This window comes from Paenibacillus sp. sgz302148 (assembly GCF_056120465.1).
The window spans coordinates 225,486-249,736 of record NZ_JBVYOJ010000009.1; the positions used below are offsets into that span (position 1 = coordinate 225,486).

Here is a 24,251-nt window from a genome sequence, read left to right on the forward strand (position 1 = left end):
CAACATGAAGGTAGACTTTCATTTTCACTTGGAGGAAGGTCCGTATTCGACGGGATGGATCCAACGAACGGCACGCGCATTGGAGAACATGAATGAGGGCGGAGCGAAGCTGACGGCCCCGTCGCATTCCTTGGAGTGGATCAACCAGCTCGGGGAGCTGCTGAAGGATCGGCTGGACAGCGGCTGCTTCACGCGCGAATGGCTAGGTTATTATTTCCGCAAAGGGCAGGAGCGGGGCATAAAGCGATTCGGGCTCGTCGACCACCTGTACCGGTTTACGGAATTCCGCTCGTATTACGAGAAGCATATGACGCTGGACGATTCGCCGCTTGGCCGGATGCAGCGCTATTGGCTGGATCGCGTATGCGTATGCTCGATCGAGCCGTTCATCGCAGCCGTCCGTCAAGCCAAGCAGGACGGATTTCCGGTATCGCTCGGCGTGGAAGCGGATTATTTTCCCGGCGGCGAAGCCGAACTAGGCGAATTGTTATCCCGCTACGAATTCGATTACGTGATCGGTTCGGTGCACTTCTATGAAGGCTGGGGTTTCGACAATCCGGAAGTCCAGCACCTATTCGAGCAATACGATTTGACGGAATTATACCGCAATCATTTTGAAAATGTAAAAGGCGCGATCAACAGCGGCTTGTTCAGTTTCATCGCCCACCTGGACAACTTGAAGGTGTTCAACCATCGCCCGGACGAACAGGTTCTGCTGCCGATGTATAACGAAATTGCCGAGCTGCTCGTTCAGAAGGACGTTGCGACCGAAATCAATACCGGGCTAGCCTACCGATATCCGGTCAAGGAAGCTTGCCCAAGCCCTGCCTTCCTGCGCGTCCTGCGCAGCCACGGCGTCCCGATTACGATGAGCTCGGACGCGCATTTTCCGGACGATCTCGGCACACAGCTTGACGAAGCGGCGGCGCTATTGGCCGAAGTCGGATATGAGGAAATCGTCTATTTCGAAAACAAAAAACGCATCAGCATTCCTTTAAAAGATTGAGGTGACGCTAATGCCCACCGTCTTTCATCCCGAAGTATGGCATATTAGTTATTTGGAACTGGGCATTCGGCTCGTTTTGGCCGTTGTGCTCGGCGGGTTGGTCGGTTTGGAACGCGAATTGGGCGATCACGCCGCAGGCTTTCGCACTCATATTTTGGTTTGTCTTGGCTCGGCGCTTGTCGTTTTGTTATCGATTTACGGGTTTTCAGAATTCGCGGAGGAACCGAACGTGCGGATGGACCCCGCCCGGCTTGCTGCGCAAGTGATCAGCGGCATCGGCTTTTTGGGCGCGGGGACGATCATGCGTACCGGTACGACCGTATCGGGGCTGACGACGGCCGCTTCGCTGTGGGTTGTGGCGGCCATCGGCCTCGCGGTTGGCGCAGGATTTTATTTCGGCGCGTTCGTCGGGACGTTCGCCGTGCTGATTTGCCTTTTTTTGCTGAACAAGCTGGAAAAAACATTTTCGAAGTCGCGGCAAAAACGGGTGTTATGCATCGAAGTTTGGGATGGAAACGGCAACATCGGTACGATCATGATGATGCTGCACAAGATGGGCGTGCAAATCGGCAACATCCAAATCGAAAATCGCGAGCTGCCTTACGAGGACGGCAAACGCAAAGCGGCGCTCATGCATATGACCGTCAAAACGGCGAAGCCGAAAAAATTCGACAGCGTGCTGGAAGCAGTCGCCACTACACCGGACGTCATCCGGGTGGAGACGTCGCTGACGAGCAGCACGCCAACGCTCAAATCCGCGAACGATACGACGATTTCTTCGTAGCGCCCGTTCGTTTCCGTGACGGATAAATTGCGGTGCCTGTTTATATTTGCTACAATAAGCTCCATATTGGCTATCAGGGGGCTTTATCATGGCATCGGTTTATTTGCAGCGCAGCCGCAAAAAACGGCTGGAACAAGGACATCCTTGGGTATATCAGAATGAGATTGAAAAAATGGAAGGCGACGCCGCTCCCGGCGATTTGGTCACCGTACTGAATCACCAGGGGCGGTTTTTGGCGACCGGCTACTGGAACCCGCGTTCGCAAATCGCGATACGCGTCGTTGCGTATACGCCTTTGGCGGCGATGGACCACGCTTTTTTCGCCGAGCGCTTTCGCGGATGTTTCGAGCATCGTCTCCGGTTTGTCGATGACCCGGTATCGTGCCGGCTTGTTTACGGCGAAGCCGACTTTTTGCCCGGGCTGATCGTCGACCGTTTTGCCGACGTGCTCGTCATTCAGCTGCTTACGCTCGGAATGGAGCTAAGACGTGCTGAAATCGTGTCGGCTCTAGTTGAAGTCTTCGCGCCGAACGGCATTTATGAACGCAGCGATGTCAGTGTCCGCGAGCTGGAAGGCTTGGAGCAGACGACCGGAACGTTGTACGGAGATTGCCCGCGGCATGTGCTTATTACGGAGAACGGCCTCCAGATCGAGGTCGACATCGTGGAAGGACAGAAGACCGGATACTTTTTCGATCAACGCGAAAATCGCGCGTCGGTCGGCCGCCTGATGAAAGGGTGGGGTGCCCGAAGCGGCATCGAAGTGCGGGAGCTGGAGGTCGATGGCGAGCGGCGAAGCGTGCCCGTCAACAAAAGCGGCAGCATCGTGACTTTCCCTTATTGGGACGGGGCGACCGTGCTGGAATGCTTCTCCCATACGGGCAGCTTTACGCTGAACGCCTGCAAGGCCGGAGCGAAGAAGGTCACCTGCCTCGACATTTCGGAGCATGCGATCGAATCGGCCAAAAGGAACGTCGCGTTAAACGGCTTTGAAGAACGCGTGGAGTTCGTCGTGGCGGATGCGTTCCAATATTTGCGGGAGCAGGTCAAAGGCGTGGAGGACCGCCTGGAACGCGGCAGAGCGGCATCCGGCGAAGGGAAGAAGGTTGACACGTCCAAGCCGCTCGGAGCGAAAGGACGTACCTGGGATGTCGTTATCCTCGATCCGCCTGCTTTTGCCAAGACGAGGAACGCGGTGGCGGGAGCCACGCGGGGCTACAAGGATATTAACCTGCATGGGATGAAGCTCGTAAACGAAGGCGGCTACCTCGTAACGGCCAGCTGCTCGTACCATATGCGGCCCGAGCTGTTCCTGCAGGCGATTCAGGATGCGGCTTTGGATGCGGGCAAAATTTTGCGCTTGATCGAATGGCGGGGCGCGGGCAAGGATCATCCGCAAATCGTCGGCGTCGATGAAGGCCATTATTTGAAATTCGCGATATTCGAGGTGCGCAGCCGGTTATAGACGCTTGAGGCGATGCGGCACACAACTGTGCCATTGATGTCACGACATCACCGGGCAGACAACACATAAATGTCGGAGGTACCGAAGCCAGAGTCGATTACTGCAATTGCTTGGGGGCGATGAGACCGCGTGAAGCTCCCAGCGCGCGGTATTTGGCGTCGCATGACGTTGGTCAACCACATGCCCAGTAGGCAAGCCGCCGGTGTGCAACTGACTCGGTCGAAAAGGCTCGTAAATTAACGAGAACAACGACCGGGGCGGGAACTTTCGAAATAGCTGCGATTCTGCATCTATCGGATTCAATAAATCCTAAAATAAAGAATAGCCTGCAAAAGTACATCTATTTTGCTCTAGTTGACGGTTGTCGGGGCATGCGAGAGTAAATAACTGCACAATCGCAGTAATTCTTTTCTGAGATCGGTATTATCGGAAAAATACCTGCACATTTGCAGCTACTCATCCATACCCGCATCTCTGCGTATAGCGTGCCCCTTTATATACCCGTGTGCTCACATCGATGCGCAACAAAGAAAAACGGCCGGATATCCGGCCGTTCATCGCCTTCGCTTGAATATTTTGCCGACGCCCTTCGAGGTTTTCGGCTTTTTCGTTTTGGGCGGAGAGAACCATGAATCGGATCCTTTCGAATCGCCGCCTCCTTTGGATATTTTGCCTTTGGAGGAGGAAGGCTTGTCGAACAATCCGCCGCTGTCCGAACTCGAACCGGTTGAAGATTTGCCTCGTTTGAAAATGGAGCCTTTGCGCTCGACGGTCATCGGAGGAGCGGTTTTTTTATCTTGCTCGGTTGGCGAACGGTAGCTTGTTTTTGGCTTATATTTATCTTTGTCCGTATAGCCGCGGTAATCGCCGTAGTATTTGCCCGAGCGGCCGAAGTCGAAGTCGAACATGTTGGTGAGCAGGCTTGCCAGCAAATATCCTTCTAGGAACGAAGGGTTGTAATTTTGCTGGACATATTGCTTGTTGTCGACCTCGATCAGCGTATCCTGCGGCTGCTTCGGGTCTTTCTGCAAATGGTACAGCTCGTTCGGGTAAACGAGGAACATACGCTCCGTATCTTCCTTGGATACCTGATCCGGCTTCTTCTGGTCGGTGAGCTCCTGCGCTACTTCCGGAACCGTTTTGTTCGCGGCCCGGTAAATGTAGGAGGATTGCCCGCCGTCCTTCGTCACCGATTCCAGAGGGTACGTCTCGCTAACCGAAGGTCCGCCGCAGCCGCTGAGGAGCGAGGCGAACAAGCTGGCCAACAATATGATTTTTATCGCTTGCAGCAGGCGGGACATCGCTTCAACTCCTACGTTCCTCGTAATACTTGCACATCTGCGGTGAGAATCCACTCGCCTTCATACAGCATGAACCGGCCGTCCTGCCACTCGATGCGTAGCAGCTTGGAATCATCCGACTGAAACTGCCATACGTGTTGTTCGCCGCCTTGGCGGAACGGCGTATTGCCGACGGCCAATACGTGGCCGGAATATTGCTCTTCCAAATGATAGGTGTTGTCTTCCATTTCGATTGTCGTCGGCACTTCATCGAACGAATCAAGACGCCCGTCGATCGGCGAATACAAAGAAAATTTAAGGACTTCGCGCTGTTCGACATGCAAATAGCGGATCGTATTGCCGTCGCGCAGCGTCAGGACGATGGCGTTGCGCTGGCGGTTCTGGATGCGTCCGGTCACCTCGTATGTGACGAGCGACACTTCGCAGAAGTCGCCGGGGCCAAGCGTCAGCATGCTTTTTTCTACGATGGGAGGCTCAGGTTTTTTCATCAAATTTTTAATGCGCTGGAACAAGCTCATACTATAGGCTCCTTCTTGACGATAAAATTACAGGCAGGCCGCAATAATTAACGCACCGACGGCATGCAGCGAACCTGCGAACAATCCGTGAGCGACCTTGCCTTCCTTTGTGCCTTCGTCCAGGTTCAACTGAACGGATGCCTTCAAAGCAATGCGGACGATCAGCTCCAAAATGAGCAGGACGACAAAAGAAATGATCGAAACGGCGAGCGCCTCAAGCAAGTCGTCGGATTTGATGATCGATTGCGACAAAATGTATCCTTGCGACATGAGCTTGATCACAAAACGCGTCGTGACGGCCATGTTACCTTTTTTAATCTCTTCCATATCCTTGTATCGCGTAAATAAAGAATCGATGAACATGAGCAGGAACAGCAGCACCGCTCCGGCTCCCGTCCATACAAGCACGGACAATAAATAATCGAGCGACATCGAGAATCCTCCCAAAGGCTTTCGTTAGAAAGCCAGCATCGTAAGCAATAGCTAGGCTTTCGTAAGAAAGCCAGCATCGTAAAAGGTCCTAACAGAAGAAAAAACGTCCCAAGACGTTCTTTCTTCCCATGATGTTCGGATTAGTTTTCGTATTTTTTCATGAGCGCGGCCAGTTCGTCTTCGACGCCTTTGTCTTTGCTCAATTGGGCGAACTCATCGTCAAGCGATTTGTCTTTGGCGGCCATTTCGTTGCTTGCTTCCGCGCGTGCTTCCATCGCCAGCATTTTTTCCTCCATGCGCTTAAGGCCGGCAGTCGCCGTATCGGAGCTGAATCCGGACATCGCTTTGTTGATTTCGGTTTGTGCTTTAGCCGCGTTGTAACGAGCGACCAACGTTTCGCGCTTATTCTTCATTTCCGTCAGCTGCTTGCGCATTTCCTCCAGCTTGGCGCGCAGGTTGTCGGCAGCTGCTTTATTTTGATCATAAGACGCTTTGTATTCGTTCATCTTCTGCTCGGCGGACTTTTTCTCTTCCAGCGCGCGGCGTGCCAGGTCGATGTTCTTCGCTTGAGCCGCCATGTTGGCTTGCTCTTCGCGTTTCGCAACAAGCGCCGCTTGCTCTTCGTATTGTTGCTTGAATCGTTTTTCCAGTGCGATTTGTTGAGCGACCGCTTTTTCGGCGTCTTCCAAGTCTTCGTGCATGTCGCGGATGTATTGGTCCGTCATTTTGATCGGATCTTCGGCTTTTTCGATCAGAGCATAAACATTCGATAGGGTCAGGTCACGCAGGCGTTTGAAAATGGACATTGTAATGGTTCCTCCTTAAAGGATCGTTAAATTTGTTTGTATGCTAATATTACGATTGTATGATGAAATGGTTTCAGTGTCTCTAAAAAAGTTTTTCGGCAATTTTCAATGAAAATGTTATCCCAATAATCTCCGCCTCGGTCGCAGACGAAATATGTTAAAATATAGCGAGGAGAAGGAGGTCGTACGATGTCGATGCAACTTATTATCGGCAGGTCGGGCAGCGGCAAAAGCCGGTACTGCCTGGATGCCGTGCGCGGCAAGCTGCGCGAAAACCCGGATGGCAGTCCGCTTGTTCTACTCGTACCGGAGCAAGCGACGTTTCAGGCTGAATATTCATTAGCTCAAACGCCCGATCTTAGGGGAATGATACGCGCCCAGGCGCTCAGCTTTCGAAGGCTCGCATTTCGGGTCATGCAGGAGACCGGCGGCACGGCACTCATACATATCGACGATAACGGCAAATCGATGCTTCTATATAAAATATTGCACAAGCGTAAGCAAGAGCTGCGCTTATTCTCGCGTGCGGCGGAGCAATTCGGCTTCGTCGGCAAACTGAACGAATTGCACAACGAAATGAAGCGGTATTGCGTATCGCCCCAAAGCTTGTTCCCGGAAGAAGAGGGCCCGCAAGCGTCGGGCGGCGGATACAGCACGACCATGATGATGGACAAGCTGCACGATCTCAAGCTGATCTATGAGGATTTTGAACAGGAGCTGTCCAAGCTGTACGTCGATTCGGAAGACTATTTGGCGATGCTGGCGGAAGGCATTCCGCATTCTTCCTATATAAAGGAACTGGAAGTTTGGATCGACGGGTTCCACGGCTTTACGCCGCAGGAATACCGTGTCATCGGGCAGCTGCTGAAGCATGCGCGCAAAGTGTCGATCGCATTATGCCTAGACCGCGAATATGTCGCGGGAGAGCGGCCGCATGAGCTGGACATGTTCCATCCGACAGCCTCGACGTGCATTCAATTGTGCGAGATGGCGGAGCAGCTCGGCGTCGTACAGGAGCCTGCGGTCGTTCTGGCCGGCGATCCGCTTCCGCGATATGCGTCAAGCTGTCAGCTTGCCCATCTTGAGCGAAATTATGAGCGGCGAAAACGCTGGTCAAACGCAACGGATGAAAAGGGAAAGGGCATTTCGCTGCAAGCGGCCGCAAATCGCAGAGCCGAGGTGGAGGGTGCGGCGCGCGAAATGGTTAGACTCGTCCGCGACGAAGGGTACCGCTGGCGCGAAATGGCGATCCTGGTACGCAATACGGCGGCGTACGAGGATTATTTGACGACGATATTCGCCGACTACGGCATTCCTTATTTTCTTGATCAGAAACGGACGGTACTGCACCATCCGCTCGCGGAATTTATCCGTTCCTCCCTCGAAACCGTTGCCCAAGGCTGGCGATACGATGCTGCTTTCCGCTGTGTTAAAACGGAGTTCCTGCTTCCGCTTGACGGGCAGGTGGACCGAAGCGACATGGATCGGTTGGAAAACTATGCACTGGCACGCGGGATCGACGGTTGGCGTTGGACGGATGCCCGCTGCTGGAGGCCGCTTCGCAGGGATGGACTTGAGCAGGAGGAACAATTGGGTGCATCGGCCCGGCAGACAGCGGAAATGGAAGGAATCATGCGCAGCCGCGATTATGTTGTCGAGCCGCTCCAGCGGATGGAACGCGAGATGAAGCGAGCGACTAACGTTAGGGATATGACGGAGGCGTTGTACCGGCTGCTGGAAGACGTTCAGGCACCTGAGCGGCTTCAGCGCTGGAGCGACGAGAGCGCGAACAGTGGCGACCCGCAGCAGGCGCGTGAGCATAGCCAGCTATGGGATAATGTTGTCGACATGCTGGATCAGATCGTGGAGATGATGGGTGAGGAGCAGCTGTCGCTTGAATTGTTCGCGGGCATCGTGGAAACGGGGCTTGCCAGCATGAAGCTGGGGCTCGTGCCCCCGGCACTGGATCAGGTGCTTGTCGGCAGCATCGACAGGACAAGATCGGGCAACATTCGCTATTGTATGATCATCGGCGCAAACGACGGCGTCATTCCGGCACAGGCGAAGGAAGACGGCGTTTTGACGGAGCAGGAGCGCGAAAGGCTGTCAGACGGCGGCGTGACGCTCGCGCCGGGCATTCGGCGCAAGCTGCTGGACGAAAAATTCATTCTTTATAATGCGCTGACAACGCCAAGCGATCATCTATGGATCAGTTATGCCATGGCGGACGAAGAAGGCAAAACGCTGCTGCCTTCGGAGCTGCTTCGCCACATGAAGGCGATGTATCCCGGTTTGCGGGAGCAAATGCTGCTGGTCGAACCGGGGACGGACCAATCCGCTGACGAGCAATTCGCTTTTGTCGCACATCCGGAGCGCGTGCTGTCGCATTTGATCGTACAGTTGCGGGAATGGAGGCGCGGCGTGGAGATCGCTCCGTTCTGGTGGGAGCTGTTCAACTGGTTTTGCGGCCGGCCGGAATGGCAGGCGAAGCTGCAGCTGCTGACGCGATCGCTGTTCTACACGAATAACGAACCGCCGCTGACAGAGGAGGCGAGCCGAGCGTTGTTCGGCCGCCACCTGAGAGCCAGCGTGTCGCGGATGGAGCGATTCGTCGCTTGTCCTTTCGCGCATTTCGCCTCGCACGGGCTTCGGCTTGAGGAGCGGGCCGTATATCGGCTCGAAGCGCCGGATATCGGAGAGCTGTTCCACGCGGCATTAAGCCGGATCGCGGCCGGTCTTATGCAGGACGGCATCAGTTGGGGCGATATGTCGGCCGAGCAGTGCCGCGTATCGGCGAACGCCGTGGTGGATGAGCTTGCCCCGCGCCTGCAAGGCGAAATCCTGCTCAGCTCGAAGCGATACGGGTACATCGCGCGCAAGCTGAAGGATATCGTCGGACGTGCTTCCGCGGTCCTGGGCGAGCACAGCCGACGCAGCGCGTTCGTCCCGGTAGGGCTGGAGCTTGCCTTCGGGCCGGACAAACCGATCCCGTCCTTGCAATTTACGCTGCCAAACGGCTGCACGATGGAAGTTATCGGCCGAATCGACCGGATCGACGCGGCGGAGGATGAAAGCGGCGGCTTGCTCGTTCGGATCATCGATTACAAATCCAGCGAAACGCATCTGAAGCTGGATGAAGTGTATTACGGTTTGTCTCTGCAAACATTAACTTACCTCGACATCGCGGTTTCGCACGCCGAGCAATGGCTGGGCCGCAGCGCAGCTCCGGCAGGCGCTTTGTATTTTCACGTACATAACCCGCTGATCGCATCGGGCAATGCGCTAGCTCCCGAACAGGCACAGGAAGAGTTATTGAAACGGTTCAAAATGCGGGGACTTGTCCGCGCGGACAAAGAAACGGTGCAGTTGATGGACAATGCGGCCGATACGGGCTATTCGCAGTTGATTCCGGTGCGGGTCAAGAAGGACGGAGGCTTTGACGCGAGATCTTCCGTCGCAACGCCGGAGCAATGGGATACGCTGCGCGGAGCGGTACGGCGGACGATCCGCCGCATCGGCACGCGCATCACGGACGGCGAAGTAGCCATTGCCCCGTACAGAATCGGCAAAAAAACGGCATGCCAGCATTGCGCATACAAGCCGGTATGCCAGTTCGATCCGTTGATCGAAGGCAATGCTTACGGAACGTGGCTGAAGCCAAGCAAGGAGCAGGTGTGGCAGCTGCTCTCGGAAAGCGGGGGAACGGGGGGACATGAACTTGGAACGGGAATCGGACAAGGAAAAACCGCAGATGGACGATAAACGTACGAAGCCGGAAAAGGATGAAACGTTTGAAGCGGCATCGGCATCGAGTGCGGGCGCTGTAATGCCGGTGGAATCGGCATCGGCATCGAGTGCGGGCGCTGTAACACCGGTGGAATCGGCATCGGTATCGAGTGTTGGCGCTGTAATGCCGGTAGAATCGGCAACATCCGCTACAACGTCGCCATCATCACCGGTAACGGCTTCGATACCGGCATCAGAGGGTGCTGCACCGTATCCGCCAAAGCCTCAGGACAGCTCCTGGACGGACGACCAGTGGTCGGCGATCGTGCGCGACCGGCAGGACATCCTGGTCGCCGCGGCCGCAGGCTCGGGCAAAACGGCGGTGCTCGTCGAACGGATCATCCGTAAAATTTGCTCCGAGCAATCGCCGATCGACGTCGACCGTCTGCTTGTCGCGACGTTTACGAAGGCGGCTGCAGCGGAAATGCGCGAACGGATACGCGAAGCTCTGGAGCATGCGCTGGATAAACAGCCTGAATCGGAGCACCTTCGCAGGCAGCTGGCTCTTATGAACCGCGCTTCGATAACGACCCTGCATTCGTTTTGCATGGAGGTCATTCAGCGCTTTTATCAGCTTATTCCGCTTGATCCTGTGTTCCGCATCGCCAACGAAACGGAAGCCGAGCTGATGCGGCAGGACGTGCTGGAACAGCTGTTCGAAACCAAATACGGCGAAGCCGAAGACGTCATCGCGGGCGAAGGGACCGATGGCGACGGTGGCTCCGATGGCGGTTCCGCTTTCGTGCGGCTGGCCGATTGGTTCGGCGGCGAACGCAACGATGCCGCTCTGTTTCGTCTCGTACAGGAGCTGTACGACTTTTCGCGCAGCCATCCTTGGCCGGACGAATGGCTAAGGCAAACGGCGGCGGATTTTGCCGTAGCCGATGTGCAGGCGCTGGAGCAAACGCCGTGGTACTTAAGTCTTGTCGAAGACGTCAAGCTTTCGCTGCAAGGAGCGGCGGAGCTGCTCCGGCAGGCGCTAAATCTGGCGGAAGCGCCGGGCGGACCGCTGCCGTACGCCGACAATCTCAAGGAGGAGCTGGCATACGTCCTGTCGGTTTGGGAAGCTGCACGAAGCGGGGGCTGGGAAGCATTGTTCGCGGCGTTTCAATCGGGCGGTTTCGGCAGACTGAAGCCGGTTAAGGGCGACTCGGTCGATAAGCGGTTGCAAGAGCAGGTTAAAGGGCTGCGCGAGCAAGCGAAAGACACGATGGGCGACGTTCGGGGCGAGTTGTTTACGAGGCCGCCTGAGATGTACTTGGCGGAACTGCACGAACTTGCGCCGCTAATGGAAACGATGGCCGAGCTTGTGATCGAGTTCGGCGAAAGCTACAAGACGGCGAAGCTGGCGAAAGGGCTTGTCGATTTTTCCGACTTGGAGCATTATTGCCTTCACATTCTTCGCGATGCTTCGTCAACCCCGGAGCATACCATACCTTCGCAGGCGGCGCTTGAATTTCAGGAGCAGTTCGTCGAAATTTTGCTCGATGAATACCAGGATACGAACATGGTACAGGAAGCGATCGTCACGCTCATTTCTCGGCACAACCACGGTAACCGGTTTATGGTCGGGGACGTCAAGCAGAGCATTTATCGATTCCGCTTGGCAGAGCCGGGATTGTTCCTGCAAAAGTATAAAGCGTACCGGAACGACGCGCCGGTTGCGGAGATAACGGCTGGCGCCGGGGCGGGATCGCCGGCCGTCGGCCGCCGGATCGATCTTGCCCGCAACTTCCGCAGCCGAAGGCAGGTCGTGGACGGCGTCAATTATATTTTCAAACAAATCATGGATGAAACGGTGGCCGAAGTCGGGTATGACGAACGGGCGGAGCTTGTATTCGGGGCTTCTTATTATCCCGAGGAAGGCCGGGCGGAACGGCAGGATTACGCGGTGGAGCTGCTGTTGATGGATCGTGGCTCGAGTGCAACCGGGGATCGATCCGCAGCGGAAGCGGACGACGATGGGGAACAATCCGACGAACAGGCCGGCGGTGCGGACAGCTTGCAGGACGCCCGGGATATGGAAACGGCGCAGCTGGAAGCCGAACTGATTGCGGCGCAAATCCGCACCCTATTCGGCGAAAACGGTCAGGAGCCGTTCCATGTTTATGACAAAAAGCTAAAAGCGATGCGGCCGGTCATGTACCGCGATATTGTCATTTTGCTGCGGGCGACCCAAATGTGGGCGCCGGTCATGATCGAGCAGCTCCGGGCATCGGGCATTCCGGCGTATGCGGAGCTCAATACCGGTTATTTTCAGGCGACGGAGGTTGAAATTGTCTTGTCGCTGCTGAAAGTCATCGATAATCCGTATCAGGACATCCCGCTTGCCGGCGTGCTTCGTTCGCCGTTGTTCCAAGTAACGGCCGAGCAGCTCGCTCATATCCGAATGCTTGGCAAGGGCAAGCCTTTTTACGAAGCGGTGCTTGCTGGCGCGGTGTTGGCGTCTAAGGAAGGCGCCGCCAAGGATAACGTTGCCCGGGATAACGTTACTCGGGATAATGTAGCCCGGGAAAGCGTTGCTCGGGATAATGTGGCCCCGGATAACGTTGCTCCGCAAAGCACTGTCCGGGACAACGTGAACGCAGAATGCATTGCCGGGCAAAGCGTCGCCCTTCTAAGCGTTTCCGAACAACGTTCCGGCAGCTTTGATGCGGATCTGGCCGCCAAGCTGGCCGGCTTCATTGCGGCTCTGAACCGCTGGCGGGACGAGGCGAAGCAAGGATCGGTCGCGGCGCTCATCTGGCGTCTCTATCGCGAGACAGGCTATTATGACCTCGTCGGCGGACTGCCGGGCGGCATACAGCGGCAAGCCAACCTGAGGGCGTTGTACGACCGGGCACGCCAATACGAATCCACCTCGTTCCGCGGCTTGTTCCGCTTCCTGAGGTTTATCGAACGGATGCGCGATTCCGGCGGCGATCTCGGAACGGCCAGAGCGCTTGGCGAGCAGGAGGACGTTGTCCGGATCATATCGATTCACAAAAGCAAAGGGCTGGAGTTCCCGATCGTATTTGTCGCCGGACTTGCCAAGCAGTTCAACCAGCAGGATTTGAACGGCAATTTCCTGCTGCACAAGCAGCTCGGCTTCGGACCGAAGTACGTGGACGCCGTTTTGCGTACGACGTACCCGACGCTGCCGACGCTCGCGATCAAGCGGCGGATGCGGATGGAAACGCTGGCCGAAGAAATGCGCGTCTTGTACGTGGCGCTCACCCGGCCCAAAGAAAAGCTGTTTCTTGTCGGTACGGTGAAAGGACTCGACAAGCAGCTTGATAAATGGAGCCAGGCCGTACAGCACGATGAGTGGCATCTCCCAGTATTTACGCTGGCGAAGGCGCGTTGTTATTTGGACTGGATCGGTCCGGCAATGATCCGGCACAAGGCGGGGGCCGAATTGCGGCAGCGCGGGGAGATGGAGAACCGGACAGCGCTCTGCATGGCGGACGATACGTCATCATGGCGCATTAGCGTCTTGGAGGCGGACATGTTCGCGTCGCTCGCCGCCGCTGCCGCCGAGGAACAAACCGAGCCCGACGAGCTGCAAGCTGCGGCGATCCGTTCCATTACGGAGCTGACGCCGGTGGATGAGGCGGTGGCGAGCGATGAAGGTGCAATGTATAAAGCCGAGATATCCCGGCGTATGTCTTGGCGGTATCCTTATACGGCGGCAGAACGGCGGTTTGCCAAAACATCGGTGACGGAGCTGAAGCGGCTGAAGCTGGAGGCTGAAGAAGGGAACGGAACGGCGATGCTGCCTTCGCTAGCGTCCGCGTTGGACGAGCAATCTGAGCGTCCGGGAATAGCGGGTGCGGCAAGCGCCAACGCAGCGCCTTACCGCAGGCCTAAGTTCATGGAGCGGCGTTCGATGACGGCAACGGAACGAGGGACGCTATACCATGCCGTCATGCAGCATGTGCCGCTTGAGGCGGAGGTGGACGAAGCGGCTGTCGCCTTAACGATCTCCCGCATGGCCGAGCTGCGCATCCTAAGCGGCGACCAGCTGCAAACGCTGGATCCTGCGCCGATCGCCGCGTTTTTCGCGGGAGAGCTGGGGCAAAGGCTGATCCGTGCCGAAGAGGTGAAGCGGGAGCTTCCGTTCAGTTTCGGCATTCCGGCGGCGGAAGCTTACGCCGGTGCGGAGGACAAGCATCAGCTTGACGGTGAGATCGTGCTGATCCAGGGCGTCATCGATTGTATTTTTCGCGAGGGCGACGAATGGGTGCTGCTCGACTTTAAGACCGACGCGGTGCGGGGCAACCGGCATGCGGAAACGGCCGAGAAATACCGGTTGCAGCTGGATTTGTACGCGAGAGCGGTAGAAAGCTTGTGGGGCAAGCCGGTCGCAGGGAAATACATTTACTTTTTTGAAGGCAATACCGCGGTGCGACTCTAACTAGAGCCGGTCGCGGCGAATTCATAGTTCCATATCAAGGAGGTGCGCGAATGCGCATTTTACATACGGCCGACTGGCATTTCGGGCGCGCATTGGAAGGGAGAGGGCGCCTCGCGGAGCAAGCGGCATTCGTCGATGAGCTGGTTCGCATCGCCTTCGAAGAACAGGTTGACCTCGTCCTGATCGCGGGCGACGTTTACGATTCGGTCAATCCGCCGGCGGCCGCCGAGCAGCTTTTCTACGAGGGCATTTCCCGGCTGTGCGACCATGGTCGGAGGCCGGTCATCGCGATCGCCGGCAATCACGACAGCCCGGATCGGCTGTCGGCATCGGGGCCGCTCGCCGCGCGCCAAGGCATTACGCTGATCGGCTTGCCGACAGCCGACGTGCAATTCGTTGACATTGCCCGCACGGGAGAACGGGCGGTCGTGTACGGCTTGCCGTATCCCTCCGAGGCGAGATTGTCCGAGCTTCTTTCCGACAGCTCGGAGGAGGAGCTGCTGCGGAGTGCGTATTCGGCGCGCGTCGGCAGCTTGATCCGGCAGCAGGCGCGTCATTTTGCGCCGGACACGGTCAACGTCGTGATGAGCCATATTTATGCGCTAGGCGGCGCGGAGAGCGATTCGGAGCGGCCGATTCAAGTCGGCGGCGCGTATACCGTCGATATGGCCGCGCTCGACAGCGGAGCGCAATATACGGCGCTTGGCCACCTGCACCGGCCGCAGACGCTCAAGGCGCCGGGCATCGTGCGCTACAGCGGCTNTTCAAGTCGGCGGCGCGTATACCGTCGATATGGCCGCGCTCGACAGCGGAGCGCAATATACGGCGCTTGGCCACCTGCACCGGCCGCAGACGCTCAAGGCGCCGGGCATCGTGCGCTACAGCGGCTCGCCGCTGGCGTACAGCTTCTCCGAAGCGGGGCAAGCGAAGTCGGTGACGCTGCTCGACGTGCAGCCGGGGCAAGCGCCGCTTGTGACCGAGCTGCTGCTGAGCAGCGGCAGGCCGCTGGTCAAATGGCGGGCCACCGGCGGGATCGGCCAAGTGCATCAATGGCTGGACGAAGGACGCGACGCAAGGGCTTGGATCGATCTGGAAATCCACATGAGCGACGCGTTGACCATGGAGCAAATCGCCAAGCTCCGCAAATCGCATGAAGGCATCGTGAACATTCGTCCGGTATACACCGAAACGGGTGAAGCCGAAACGCTGTCCGTTCAAGCCGGTTTGCCGATCGACGAGCTGTTCCGGCGATTCTACACGCGCCAATCCGGCGGCGCGCAGGCAGATGAGGATTTGGTCCGTCTGTTCCTGGAGCTGCTGGAAGGCCATGCGGAAGCGGCGGCTGCCGCGGAAGGAAAGGAGTGATGCGGCATGAGGCCGATTTTGCTGAAAATTGCGGGATTGCAAAGCTATCGCGACGCGCAGGAGGTTGATTTCACGAAGCTGACCGATGCCGGCGTGTTCGGGATATTCGGTCCGACCGGCAGCGGCAAGTCGACGATTCTCGACGCCATCACCCTCGCTTTGTACGGCAAGGTGGAGCGGGCTTCCGGCGGTACGCAGGCGATTATGAACCATTCCGAGAACAGCTTGTCCGTATCGTTTGCGTTCGAGCTGGAATCCGCTTCCGGCGCGAAGCGTTATCGGGTAGAGCGCCAATTCAAACGGAGCGGCGACGTTTCGATCCAGAATTCGGTGAGCCGGTTCGTGGAGGTCGTCCCGGAAGGGGACCGCGTCATCGCGGACAAGATGAGCGATACGACTCGCGCGGTTGAAGATTTGCTCGGCTTGTCGATGCAGGATTTTACGAGGGCCGTCGTTTTGCCGCAAGGCAAGTTTGCCGAATTTTTGACGCTTGCGGGCAAGGACCGCCGCGCGATGCTGCAGCGGTTGTTCCATCTGGAGCAATACGGAGACGGACTCAGCTTCAGGCTGAGCGCCCGCTACAAGGAAACGGATGTCGCAATCAAGGAGATCGCGGCCGAGCAGCAAGGTCTTGGCGACGCCTCAGCCGAAGCCGTGCAAGCGGCGGCGGAACGTTTGGCCGCCGCGCGGCTAGAAGCGGAACGCGCGCGGGAGGCGCTTGCGGCGAGCGAGCTCCGTTATGGTGAAGCGAAGCAAATCCGCGAGCGCCTGCAAGAGCGCGAGACGCTGGCGAAGCAGCTGGAGCAGCTCGCGGACCGCGACGAGCAGGTCAAAGGCCGCGAGCGGCAATTGGCGCAAGCGGAAGCCGCCGTCAAGGCGCTGCCGTATTTGCGAGAAGTTGAGGCGGCTCGCGAATCGATGCTGACTTGCCGGGCCGCTTTGGAGACGGCCCAAGCCAAGCTTGCGGCGGCAAGCGCGGAAGCCGAGAGGGCGACGACGGCTTGCGAGCAGGCCCAGGGCGAGCTGTCGCGCGGAGAGGCGCCGCTGCTGCTGCGGCTGGAACAACTGGAGCAGGCGAAGCTGCTGCAGGCGGATGAGGCCAAGCTGGCGGCAGAAATACGGCAGATGGCCGGGCAGCGCGACGGGATCGCCGATTTGATGCGCCAAGCCCAGGAGCAGGGCGGCAAAGAAAAAGAGAAGCTGGACAAGGCGGTCAAACGGCAAACCGAGTTGAAGGACGAGCTGAAGGGGAACGAAGTTCGTACGGAAGATCGGGAGCGTATGCAATCGGCACTCGGGCTCAAACAATCGATCGATTCGCTGCGCATCCGCATGCATGAACAGGAGCAGGAGCAAGCGGCGAAACAAGAGGCGTTCGTTCAACTGCAGCAATCGCTCGCCGAATCCGGAGAGCGGCGGCAAAGCCTGGATCGGCAGCTGCAATCGCTGGCGGAGCAGACGGCTGACGAGCTGCTGAGGCTGACGATGTGCGAATCGGAGCTGAGAGAGCTCCAGCAAGCGATCCCCCGCAAGCTGGAATGGCTGCGTCAAGCGGAACAAGCCGCAGAGGCGGAGAAGCTGGCCCATCGCTTGGCGGCGCAATTGCAGGACGGAGAAGCGTGTCCTGTCTGCGGGTCGAGTCACCATCCGCGACCGGCGGCCGGTATGCCGGAGTTGGACGGCATCGCCCTACGTCAAGCCGAAAGCATGCAGCTGGAGCAAGCGCTGCAGCAAGTCGGAACGAAGCTGCTTGAGCTGAAACATCTTTTGTTCCGGGGCGACCGGCTTTTGCGGAGTATCGGGGAGCGGGAAGAGGGTGTCACAGAGGACAGGCATCGTTTTCTGCAAGAGGCAGCACCTGCGGTAGCCGTTTCATCCGTACCTTCCGAGCCTAAGCAACTGATTCAGCTTGAGATGGCAGTTAAGAAGTTAGACGAAGCCGATAAGCAAATTGTCTATTTCGGCGGCAAGCTTCACGCCATCGAACGAGAGTTTGATGCGATAAGCAAACAGGAAACCGAGCTGACTCGACAAGTCCATCAACTCGCAGCCAATGAGCAAGCGGCCAAGTCGGCATTCGAGGGACTTGCATCCAAACAAGCGTTGCTAAAAGATGAGCTATTGTCGATGGAAGGCCGGTGGGATAAAAGCTACCCGGGATTGCAGCTGGATCAGGTTGTCTCCGCGACGGAACTGTTGGCGGAGAAGGATCGTAAAGCCCAGGATATTAGAGAACGTCTCGATCGGAGCATCCCATTCATCGAGCAGACGAAGGAACAGATCGCGCAGCTTGAGCGGCAGCTTGCGGAAGCGGAAAAAACGCAAGCCCAGCTATCCGCCATTCTTCAAGGGAAAAGCGAGCTGCTTGAAGAGAAACGGATGCGGCTGCGCCAATGGATCGGCGAGCATTCGGCCGAGCGGCTGATTGCCGAGGCAACCGCCGAACTTACAGCGCTGAGGGAGAAGCATCGGCTGGCGGCGCAAGAACGCGAAATGAGGCTTCAGGCATCGCAGCAGGCGAGCAATAGCTACAGTGCCGCCCAACAAGCTTCTTCGACGGCAGCGGAACGGCTGGCGAAGGCTGAGGATGAATGGCGGGCCGCGCTTTCCAAGACTCCGTTCCAGGACGAGACGGCAACGAAGTCGGCTTTGCTCGACGAAGATACGATACAGATTTGGACGAAGGAGATTACCGCACATCGCGACGCGGAGAAGCGGCTCAAGGCTCAGCTTGGCCAATTGGACGGGCTGCTGCAGCAGCGGACCCTGTCCGAAGAGCAATGGAATGAAATTGCCGCAGCATTAACGATGAGCAAACAGAGAGACGAGCTTGCCCTCTCCGAGCGGGCCAAAGCCGAGCGCGATGCCGAAGAGCTGGAACGCAAGCATGTCAAATGGCGTGAGCTTGAAGAGAGACGCGAGGTGCAACAGCTGCTTTACGAACGTCTCGGCAAGCTGCAGTCGGTGTTCCGGGGCAATGCTTTCGTCGAGTTTATCGCCGAGGAGCAGCTGATTCAGGTTAGCCGCGCAGCTTCGGAACGGCTTGGATTTCTGACCAAACGGCGTTATGCCATCGAGGTGGATTCCGGCGGCGGCTTCGTCATTCGCGACGATGCCAACGGCGGGGTTAAACGTCCCGTGTCGACATTGTCCGGCGGCGAAACGTTCCTCGCTTCGCTTGCGCTGGCATTGGCGTTGTCGACCCAAATCCAGCTTCGCGGTCAATATCCGCTGCAGTTTTTCTTCCTGGACGAAGGCTTCGGTACATTGGACCCCGATTTGCTCGATACGGTCGTCACCGCACTCGAAAAACTACATACCGACCAGCTCTCCGTAGGCGTCATCAGCCACGTTCCCGAGCTGCGGGCACGATTGCCGCGCAAGCTGATCGTCCAGCCGGCCGAGCATTCGGGACGCGGAAGCACTGTGCGTATCGAGACGTTCTAGAATCTCGGTTGAAACAAGAAGAACCTCCAAAACCACTTCAGTGGAATTGGAGGTTCTTTTCGCTGGAATGAACCTTATATGTAACAAATTACTAGCTCGGCTGCTTCTGCTGTTCTTCCTCCGACATGACATGCCGAATCCAATCTTCGAACATCGCTTTCGGCATCGGCTTGCCGAACAAAAATCCTTGCGCCTCGTCGCAGTGTCGCTCCTTCAGGAACAGATGCTGGCCGACCGTCTCGACCCCTTCGGCGGTTACCGACAGGTTCAACGTTTTGGCCAGGGTGATGATGACGTTGACGATGGCGGCATCGTCCGGATCGGTCAAGATGTTCTGGATAAACGACCGGTCGATCTTGAGCCCGTCGATCGGCAGACGTTTCAAATAGCTGAGCGAAGAATAGCCGGTGCCGAAATCGTCGATGACCACTTTTATGCCCATATCCTTTAATGTCCGCAGCATCGCAACCGCGTGGTTAATATCGCCCATCGCCATGCTTTCCGTGATCTCCAGCTCGAGATATGACGGATGGAGCTTTTCTTCCTTCAATATTTTGGCGATGACGCCGGGCAAATTCGGCTGGCTAAACTGGCGGGCCGACAAGTTGACGCTGATGTTGATCTCCGGGAACCCGCGGTCAAGCCATTGTTTAAGCTGCCTGCACGCCATCTGCAGCACCTGTTCGCCGATTTGCACGATCAAGCCGGTTTCTTCGGCGAGCGGAATAAAATCCTTCGGCTGAATGATGCCATGCACAGGATGGTGCCAGCGTACGAGCGCCTCCAGACAGGCTAACTGTTCATTATGCGCATACACGCGCGGCTGGTAGTACACGATGAATTGCTTGCGCTCCACGGCATGCCGGAGCATCGTCTCCATCGTAATGCGTTCAATCCGGTCTTGGCTGTTCGGCGGCGCATAGAACTGGTAATTGTTCCTTCCTTGTTCTTTGGCGCGGTACATGGCGGCATCGGCGTTCTTCATCAGCGTTTCGGCATCCTGTCCGTCGCTCGGGTAGAGGACGATTCCGATCGAGCAGGAGATGAACACTTCCTTCCCATGCAGCAGAATGGAACGTTCCATGGCCTCGATGATTTTTTCGGCGATCATCTTCGCTTCATCCATGCTCTTCAAATCAGAGACGACTAGCGTAAACTCGTCGCCGCCCATCCGCGACAGCGTCGCTTTTTTCGGCAAACATTCCTTCATCCGTTCGGCTACCTTCTTGAGCAATGCGTCGCCTGCAGCGTGGCCCATCGTATCGTTAATATGCTTGAATTGATCGAGATCGAGAAAATAAACGGCAAGCTGCGATCGATTGCGCCGCGCCTTGACGAGCAAAGCCGACAGCTTATCCTGAAAATAATACCGGTTCGGCAGCAAGGTAAGCGAATCGCTATAAGCCATCCGGCTCAAATGATCCGTCATCCGTCCGACGAAAAAGACGGCAAAAAACATGCCGATCAAAATTAGGAACGTATCGAAAGCAAAAAAGCTCGTATGCTGGACAATGCTATATAAGAATAGATTTGCGACCGCAAGCAGGCAGTAGTTGATCGAAGCTGCCATCCCAAGCTCCGCGCAATAAAACACAAGGACGAACAATAATATCCAAGTCGGCTTAAACGGGGTTCCCGACCAGTCGGGAACGGCAAACACGAAAGCCAACAGGACGGTATCGGCCATAATGTATAACCATACGGAGGCACGCTGCAGCGAATGAATCAAATCTTTGCGAAAGTAAGCCCGCCATATCAAATAGTAGGTCCATAAGAGCGAGCAGAGTGCCAGCAACAAAACAGACGGCTGATTAGGCACTTGCAAATACAGCAGCACCAGTACAAAGGCGATGACTGCATGCCCCATGGAGAAAAATTTGGCGTTTTTGTTGTGCATTACCGGCACTCCCAGCTGAATGTAAATGTTTAGGTAAAATAACCATGTCTTTGTCTAGTATATACGATTCTTGAAAAGGCTACTAGACAAAAAAGTCCGAATTCGAGGAATTCGGACAAAAATCAACATTAAGTTGGATGAAGTCAACACCCGAAGGCGTCAATTCAATCGATTAGACGGAGGCATGTTGAAGCGTTTTTCCGCTTTCTTTGATGATCGACTGCGCGACCGCGCGAGCGCTCGAGAATGCCCGTTCGGCGAGCTCGCCTTTACCTACGCAGCCGTCGCCGCAAAAGTAAAACGGCACGCCCTCGATTTGGTTCGGCAGCAGATTGTTTGTGATGACATTTTTCACGCTTTGCACCATCGCTTTTTTGGAAACGCGCTTGACGGCGATTGCGTCCCGCCAGCCCGGGTAATGACGGTCGAATAAAGCTTCCATTTGCTGCGTCCGCTCCTCCAGGTAAGCCTTCCGCTCTTCCTCACTGGTGAAATCCTCGTCATGCAGGTAAGCGATGCCTTGGAGCAGCTGCGCGCCAGGCGGCACGAGCGTGTCATCGGTTGCCGAAACGTCGCTGATGAACATTTTGTGATTCATGTCGCTTATATACGAGAAAGGACGCGCCACGACTTCGGAAAGGCCGACGTCATAAACCATGACTTCCGTCGCTTTATTGTTCTCGTAAGGCGTCATGGCGGATTCCCATGGCGTCGATTTGAGCAATTTGGCGACCTGTTGAACCGGCATGGCAAAGATGATCCGGTCGAAGGCAAGCTCGTTTTTCTTCGTTTTCACCCAATATTTGTCATCCTCGAAACGGATCGATTCAACGCCTTCCTGCATGGCCAGCTCCCAGCGGCCCGACGTTTCGATTTTCTGCTTCAGCTGGTTCGTGATAACGGCCCAACTGCCGAGAATGTAGTTGACGGGGCGGTGCGACAAAAACAGGTTATGATAATAGCTGTTAATAACGTGTCCCGGCACTTTGCGCGCGTCTTCCGGCGTAATGAAGAAGTTCGAGCATACGAGATGCTCCCACAATTCCTTCAGCGTTTCGTCGGCATTGGATTGAGCCAGGTAGTCGCCCAGCGTCTTGAAATTTTTAATTTGGTGGATATTGGCGATGATCGCCGTAATTTCGCCGACGAATTTCACTTTCTGCATCGCGCTTAACAATCCCGTCCGCATCAGGTTGAAGAAATCAAGCGGAGCGGGCGTGATTTGATCGAATTTCTCGTAATACACTTTCCGTTTGTCCACTTGTTTGCTGCCGATCGACAAGCCTAGCTCGCGCTCCATCGTCGTTAAGATATGGCGGTCCAATCCGTAAATGGCATGTGCGCCGTAGTTCAAAGTAAACCCGGACTTCTCGTAAGTGAATGCACGTCCGCCGAGCTGCGGGCTCCGTTCGAAGATCGTTCCTTCAATGTGTTGGTTTTCCGATAAATACGAGGCGGCGGTCAGGCCGGCCAATCCTCCGCCAATTATGGCTACTTTCATGTGTGGCACCTCCGGTTGATTAGGGGACAACGCCAGATCGAGCCCGGTCGGGTCGTCGTGACGCAGCCCGGTCCATACGAGCGCTAAGTTATCGCTCATCCTGCGGATGAGATCGTCGTTTTCTTGCATGCACCAAAAGTAAACGGTGCCGAAATAGGTCGTGACGAGCAGGTCGGCTTTCTCTGGATGAGGCAGCCGACGATAAATGGCTTCGTACAGCACGCGTACTTGCCGCTCATATTCGCGCAGCAGCGATTCGTTTAAGGCGTACAATGCCGAAAGACTGCGAATCAGCTTCGGAACAGCGGATATATTAGACGCCAAGTCTAATAGTAGACGATTGATATGGCCTTCCTGTGACATGACCTTGGTTGGCGGCTGCAAAGACCATTGCGCAATAATATCCAATTGATTGCGAATGATTTCGCCGATGATTTCGTCTTTGCTGCGGAAATAGTGGTAGAATGTCCCTTTAGACGTATTCGTGGCGGCAATGATCTCATCCACGGATACGTTTTCGTACCCTTTATCCATGAACAATTTCAAAGCGACGTCGATGACGAATTGCCTTTTTTTCTTCGTCTCGGATCGCATATATTGCATCGCTGATTCCTCCAGCACCCGTCTTTACAATCATTATAAGCCAAATTAGACTCGTAGTCTATAATGATTCCGTCGTACGGGAGCGGAACTTTGCGTAACTGTTGTCGGCATTTAATATTTCCCATTTTTCGGCGATCTAGAATTGGACGAGCGATTTTTTTTTGTTATAATATCAGCAGCGAAGCTTATGATATTTCAAGAAAAGTTTCATCTTACGCAGGGTCATTCGTCGACCGCCCTTTTTATTACGGGCGTATATACATAGAGTAGAGGAGGTTCCACTTATGGACTGCATTTTTTGCAAAATCATCGAAGGCTCCATTCCTTCCAAGAAGGTGTTCGAAAACGAGCATGTGATCGTCATTCATGACATCCAGCCGGTCGCTCCGACCCATGTGCTGATCATACCGAAAAAACATATCGCTTCCTTGAACGACGCAGGCGCGGAGGATTGGCAGACGATCGGCGAGGTGCACCGCGTCGCTCAGCAGGTCGCCGCCAAACTCGGCGTAGCCGAAACCGGATATCGTCTCGTGAACAACTGCGGCAAAGATTCCGGGCAAGTCGTGTTCCACATCCATTTCCATTTGTTGGCCGGCGCGAAGCTTGGTCCTGTCGCAACAGTCGCGCAGCAATCGTAAGTTTCAAGGTACATTGCAGGCCGGCATCATTATGTGAGGTTGACACCCTATTTCGTTTTAACATATAATGTAGTTTGATAAACCGTGTTATTCGTCTTGGACGGTCTGTTCGGAGGGAGGGAAAACTGGTGTCTGAAACTAAAGTTCGCAAAAATGAGACAATCGATGCTGCACTTCGTCGCTTTAAGCGCTCCATTGCAAAGGACGGCGTCTTGGCTGAGGTGAAGAAACGCAAACACTATGAAAAGCCAAGCGTTAAGCGCAAGAAAAAGTCCGAGGCTGCTCGCAAGAGAAAGTTTTAGG

The 24,251-nt window shown here is 55.9% G+C and carries 14 protein-coding genes and 1 pseudogene; 9 read left to right on the plus strand and 6 right to left on the minus strand.

Going from position 1 to position 24,251, the window contains the following annotated elements:
- Positions 1–4 precede the first annotated feature (4 nt).
- The 3 genes from AC0LWM_RS15530 to AC0LWM_RS15540 all read left to right on the plus strand — a co-directional run bounded on the left by AC0LWM_RS15530 (position 5) and on the right by AC0LWM_RS15540 (position 3,255).
- On the plus strand, positions 5–1,006 hold the full coding sequence (locus AC0LWM_RS15530; protein WP_474675865.1) for a histidinol phosphate phosphatase domain-containing protein: 1,002 nt from the start codon (positions 5–7) through the stop codon (positions 1,004–1,006).
- A 10-nt stretch (positions 1,007–1,016) separates the two neighbouring features.
- Positions 1,017–1,790 carry an MgtC/SapB family protein gene (locus AC0LWM_RS15535; RefSeq protein WP_474675866.1) on the plus strand — a complete coding sequence of 258 codons (774 nt, stop codon included), beginning with the start codon at positions 1,017–1,019 and terminating at the stop codon, positions 1,788–1,790.
- An 88-nt stretch (positions 1,791–1,878) separates the two neighbouring features.
- Entirely contained in the window at positions 1,879–3,255 is a 1,377-nt protein-coding gene (locus AC0LWM_RS15540) for a class I SAM-dependent rRNA methyltransferase (protein WP_474675867.1), read from the plus strand.
- 554 nt (positions 3,256–3,809) lie between these two features.
- Here the strand turns inward: AC0LWM_RS15540 and AC0LWM_RS15545 are convergent.
- The 4 genes from AC0LWM_RS15545 to AC0LWM_RS15560 all read right to left on the minus strand — a co-directional run bounded on the left by AC0LWM_RS15545 (position 3,810) and on the right by AC0LWM_RS15560 (position 6,312).
- Positions 3,810–4,556 carry a DUF4247 domain-containing protein gene (locus AC0LWM_RS15545; protein WP_474675868.1) on the minus strand — a complete coding sequence of 249 codons (747 nt, stop codon included), beginning with the start codon at positions 4,554–4,556 and terminating at the stop codon, positions 3,810–3,812.
- A gap of 11 nt (positions 4,557–4,567) precedes the next feature.
- Positions 4,568–5,074 carry a DUF4178 domain-containing protein gene (locus AC0LWM_RS15550; protein ID WP_474675869.1) on the minus strand — a complete coding sequence of 169 codons (507 nt, stop codon included), beginning with the start codon at positions 5,072–5,074 and terminating at the stop codon, positions 4,568–4,570.
- Between the two features lie 27 nt (positions 5,075–5,101).
- Positions 5,102–5,506 (minus strand): DUF350 domain-containing protein, encoded by a 405-nt coding sequence (locus AC0LWM_RS15555; protein WP_474675870.1) that lies wholly within the window; start codon positions 5,504–5,506, stop codon positions 5,102–5,104.
- Between the two features lie 140 nt (positions 5,507–5,646).
- Entirely contained in the window at positions 5,647–6,312 is a 666-nt protein-coding gene (locus AC0LWM_RS15560; RefSeq protein ID WP_474675871.1) for a PspA/IM30 family protein, read from the minus strand.
- Positions 6,313–6,501: 189 nt separating this feature from the next.
- Here AC0LWM_RS15560 and addB point away from each other — a divergent pair, with 189 nt between their 5' ends.
- From addB to AC0LWM_RS15580, 4 genes and pseudogenes are all read left to right on the plus strand, one after another.
- The gene (addB, locus tag AC0LWM_RS15565) at positions 6,502–10,074 is read left to right on the plus strand and encodes a helicase-exonuclease AddAB subunit AddB (protein WP_474675872.1); all 3,573 of its coding nucleotides are present in this window, start codon (positions 6,502–6,504) and stop codon (positions 10,072–10,074) included.
- Positions 10,025–14,494 (plus strand): helicase-exonuclease AddAB subunit AddA, encoded by a 4,470-nt coding sequence (addA, locus tag AC0LWM_RS15570; protein WP_474675873.1) that lies wholly within the window; start codon positions 10,025–10,027, stop codon positions 14,492–14,494. The genes addB and addA overlap by 50 nt, the downstream gene beginning before the upstream one ends.
- Positions 14,495–14,544: 50 nt before the next feature.
- Positions 14,545–15,859 (plus strand): annotated as a pseudogene (locus tag AC0LWM_RS15575) (exonuclease SbcCD subunit D).
- 6 nt (positions 15,860–15,865) lie between these two features.
- The gene (locus AC0LWM_RS15580; RefSeq protein WP_474675874.1) at positions 15,866–19,306 is read left to right on the plus strand and encodes an AAA family ATPase; all 3,441 of its coding nucleotides are present in this window, start codon (positions 15,866–15,868) and stop codon (positions 19,304–19,306) included.
- Positions 19,307–19,397: 91 nt separating this feature from the next.
- Here the strand turns inward: AC0LWM_RS15580 and AC0LWM_RS15585 are convergent, their stop codons facing one another.
- Together AC0LWM_RS15585 and AC0LWM_RS15590 are read right to left on the minus strand one after the other, a co-directional pair.
- Positions 19,398–21,203, minus strand: a complete 1,806-nt coding sequence (locus tag AC0LWM_RS15585) for a putative bifunctional diguanylate cyclase/phosphodiesterase (RefSeq protein ID WP_474675875.1) — start codon at positions 21,201–21,203, stop codon at positions 19,398–19,400.
- A gap of 172 nt (positions 21,204–21,375) precedes the next feature.
- Positions 21,376–23,307, minus strand: coding sequence for an FAD-dependent oxidoreductase (locus AC0LWM_RS15590; RefSeq protein ID WP_474675876.1), 1,932 nt, complete (start codon positions 23,305–23,307; stop codon positions 21,376–21,378).
- 284 nt (positions 23,308–23,591) lie between these two features.
- Between AC0LWM_RS15590 and AC0LWM_RS15595 the strand changes: the two genes are divergently transcribed.
- Together AC0LWM_RS15595 and rpsU are read left to right on the plus strand one after the other, a co-directional pair.
- On the plus strand, positions 23,592–23,948 hold the full coding sequence (locus tag AC0LWM_RS15595) for a histidine triad nucleotide-binding protein (RefSeq protein ID WP_474675877.1): 357 nt from the start codon (positions 23,592–23,594) through the stop codon (positions 23,946–23,948).
- A 128-nt stretch (positions 23,949–24,076) separates the two neighbouring features.
- Entirely contained in the window at positions 24,077–24,250 is a 174-nt protein-coding gene (rpsU, locus tag AC0LWM_RS15600) for a 30S ribosomal protein S21 (RefSeq protein WP_005547957.1), read from the plus strand.
- The last annotated feature ends 1 nt before the right edge of the window (position 24,251 follow it).

Excerpts from the sequence above, each read along its gene's own strand:
- AC0LWM_RS15595 (WP_474675877.1), top strand. The coding sequence starts at position 23,592 with ATGGACTGCATTTTTTGCAAAATCATCGAAGGCTCCATTCCTTCCAAG.
- AC0LWM_RS15580 (WP_474675874.1), top strand. The coding sequence starts at position 15,866 with ATGAGGCCGATTTTGCTGAAAATTGCGGGATTGCAAAGCTATCGCGAC.
- AC0LWM_RS15585 (WP_474675875.1), bottom strand. The coding sequence starts at position 21,203 with ATGCACAACAAAAACGCCAAATTTTTCTCCATGGGGCATGCAGTCATC.
- AC0LWM_RS15535 (WP_474675866.1), top strand. The coding sequence starts at position 1,017 with ATGCCCACCGTCTTTCATCCCGAAGTATGGCATATTAGTTATTTGGAA.
- AC0LWM_RS15590 (WP_474675876.1), bottom strand. The coding sequence starts at position 23,307 with ATGCAATATATGCGATCCGAGACGAAGAAAAAAAGGCAATTCGTCATC.
- AC0LWM_RS15550 (WP_474675869.1), bottom strand. The coding sequence starts at position 5,074 with ATGAGCTTGTTCCAGCGCATTAAAAATTTGATGAAAAAACCTGAGCCT.
- addB (WP_474675872.1), top strand. The coding sequence starts at position 6,502 with ATGTCGATGCAACTTATTATCGGCAGGTCGGGCAGCGGCAAAAGCCGG.
- AC0LWM_RS15540 (WP_474675867.1), top strand. The coding sequence starts at position 1,879 with ATGGCATCGGTTTATTTGCAGCGCAGCCGCAAAAAACGGCTGGAACAA.
- AC0LWM_RS15560 (WP_474675871.1), bottom strand. The coding sequence starts at position 6,312 with ATGTCCATTTTCAAACGCCTGCGTGACCTGACCCTATCGAATGTTTAT.
- AC0LWM_RS15545 (WP_474675868.1), bottom strand. The coding sequence starts at position 4,556 with ATGTCCCGCCTGCTGCAAGCGATAAAAATCATATTGTTGGCCAGCTTG.
- AC0LWM_RS15555 (WP_474675870.1), bottom strand. The coding sequence starts at position 5,506 with ATGTCGCTCGATTATTTATTGTCCGTGCTTGTATGGACGGGAGCCGGA.
- addA (WP_474675873.1), top strand. The coding sequence starts at position 10,025 with ATGAACTTGGAACGGGAATCGGACAAGGAAAAACCGCAGATGGACGAT.
- AC0LWM_RS15530 (WP_474675865.1), top strand. The coding sequence starts at position 5 with ATGAAGGTAGACTTTCATTTTCACTTGGAGGAAGGTCCGTATTCGACG.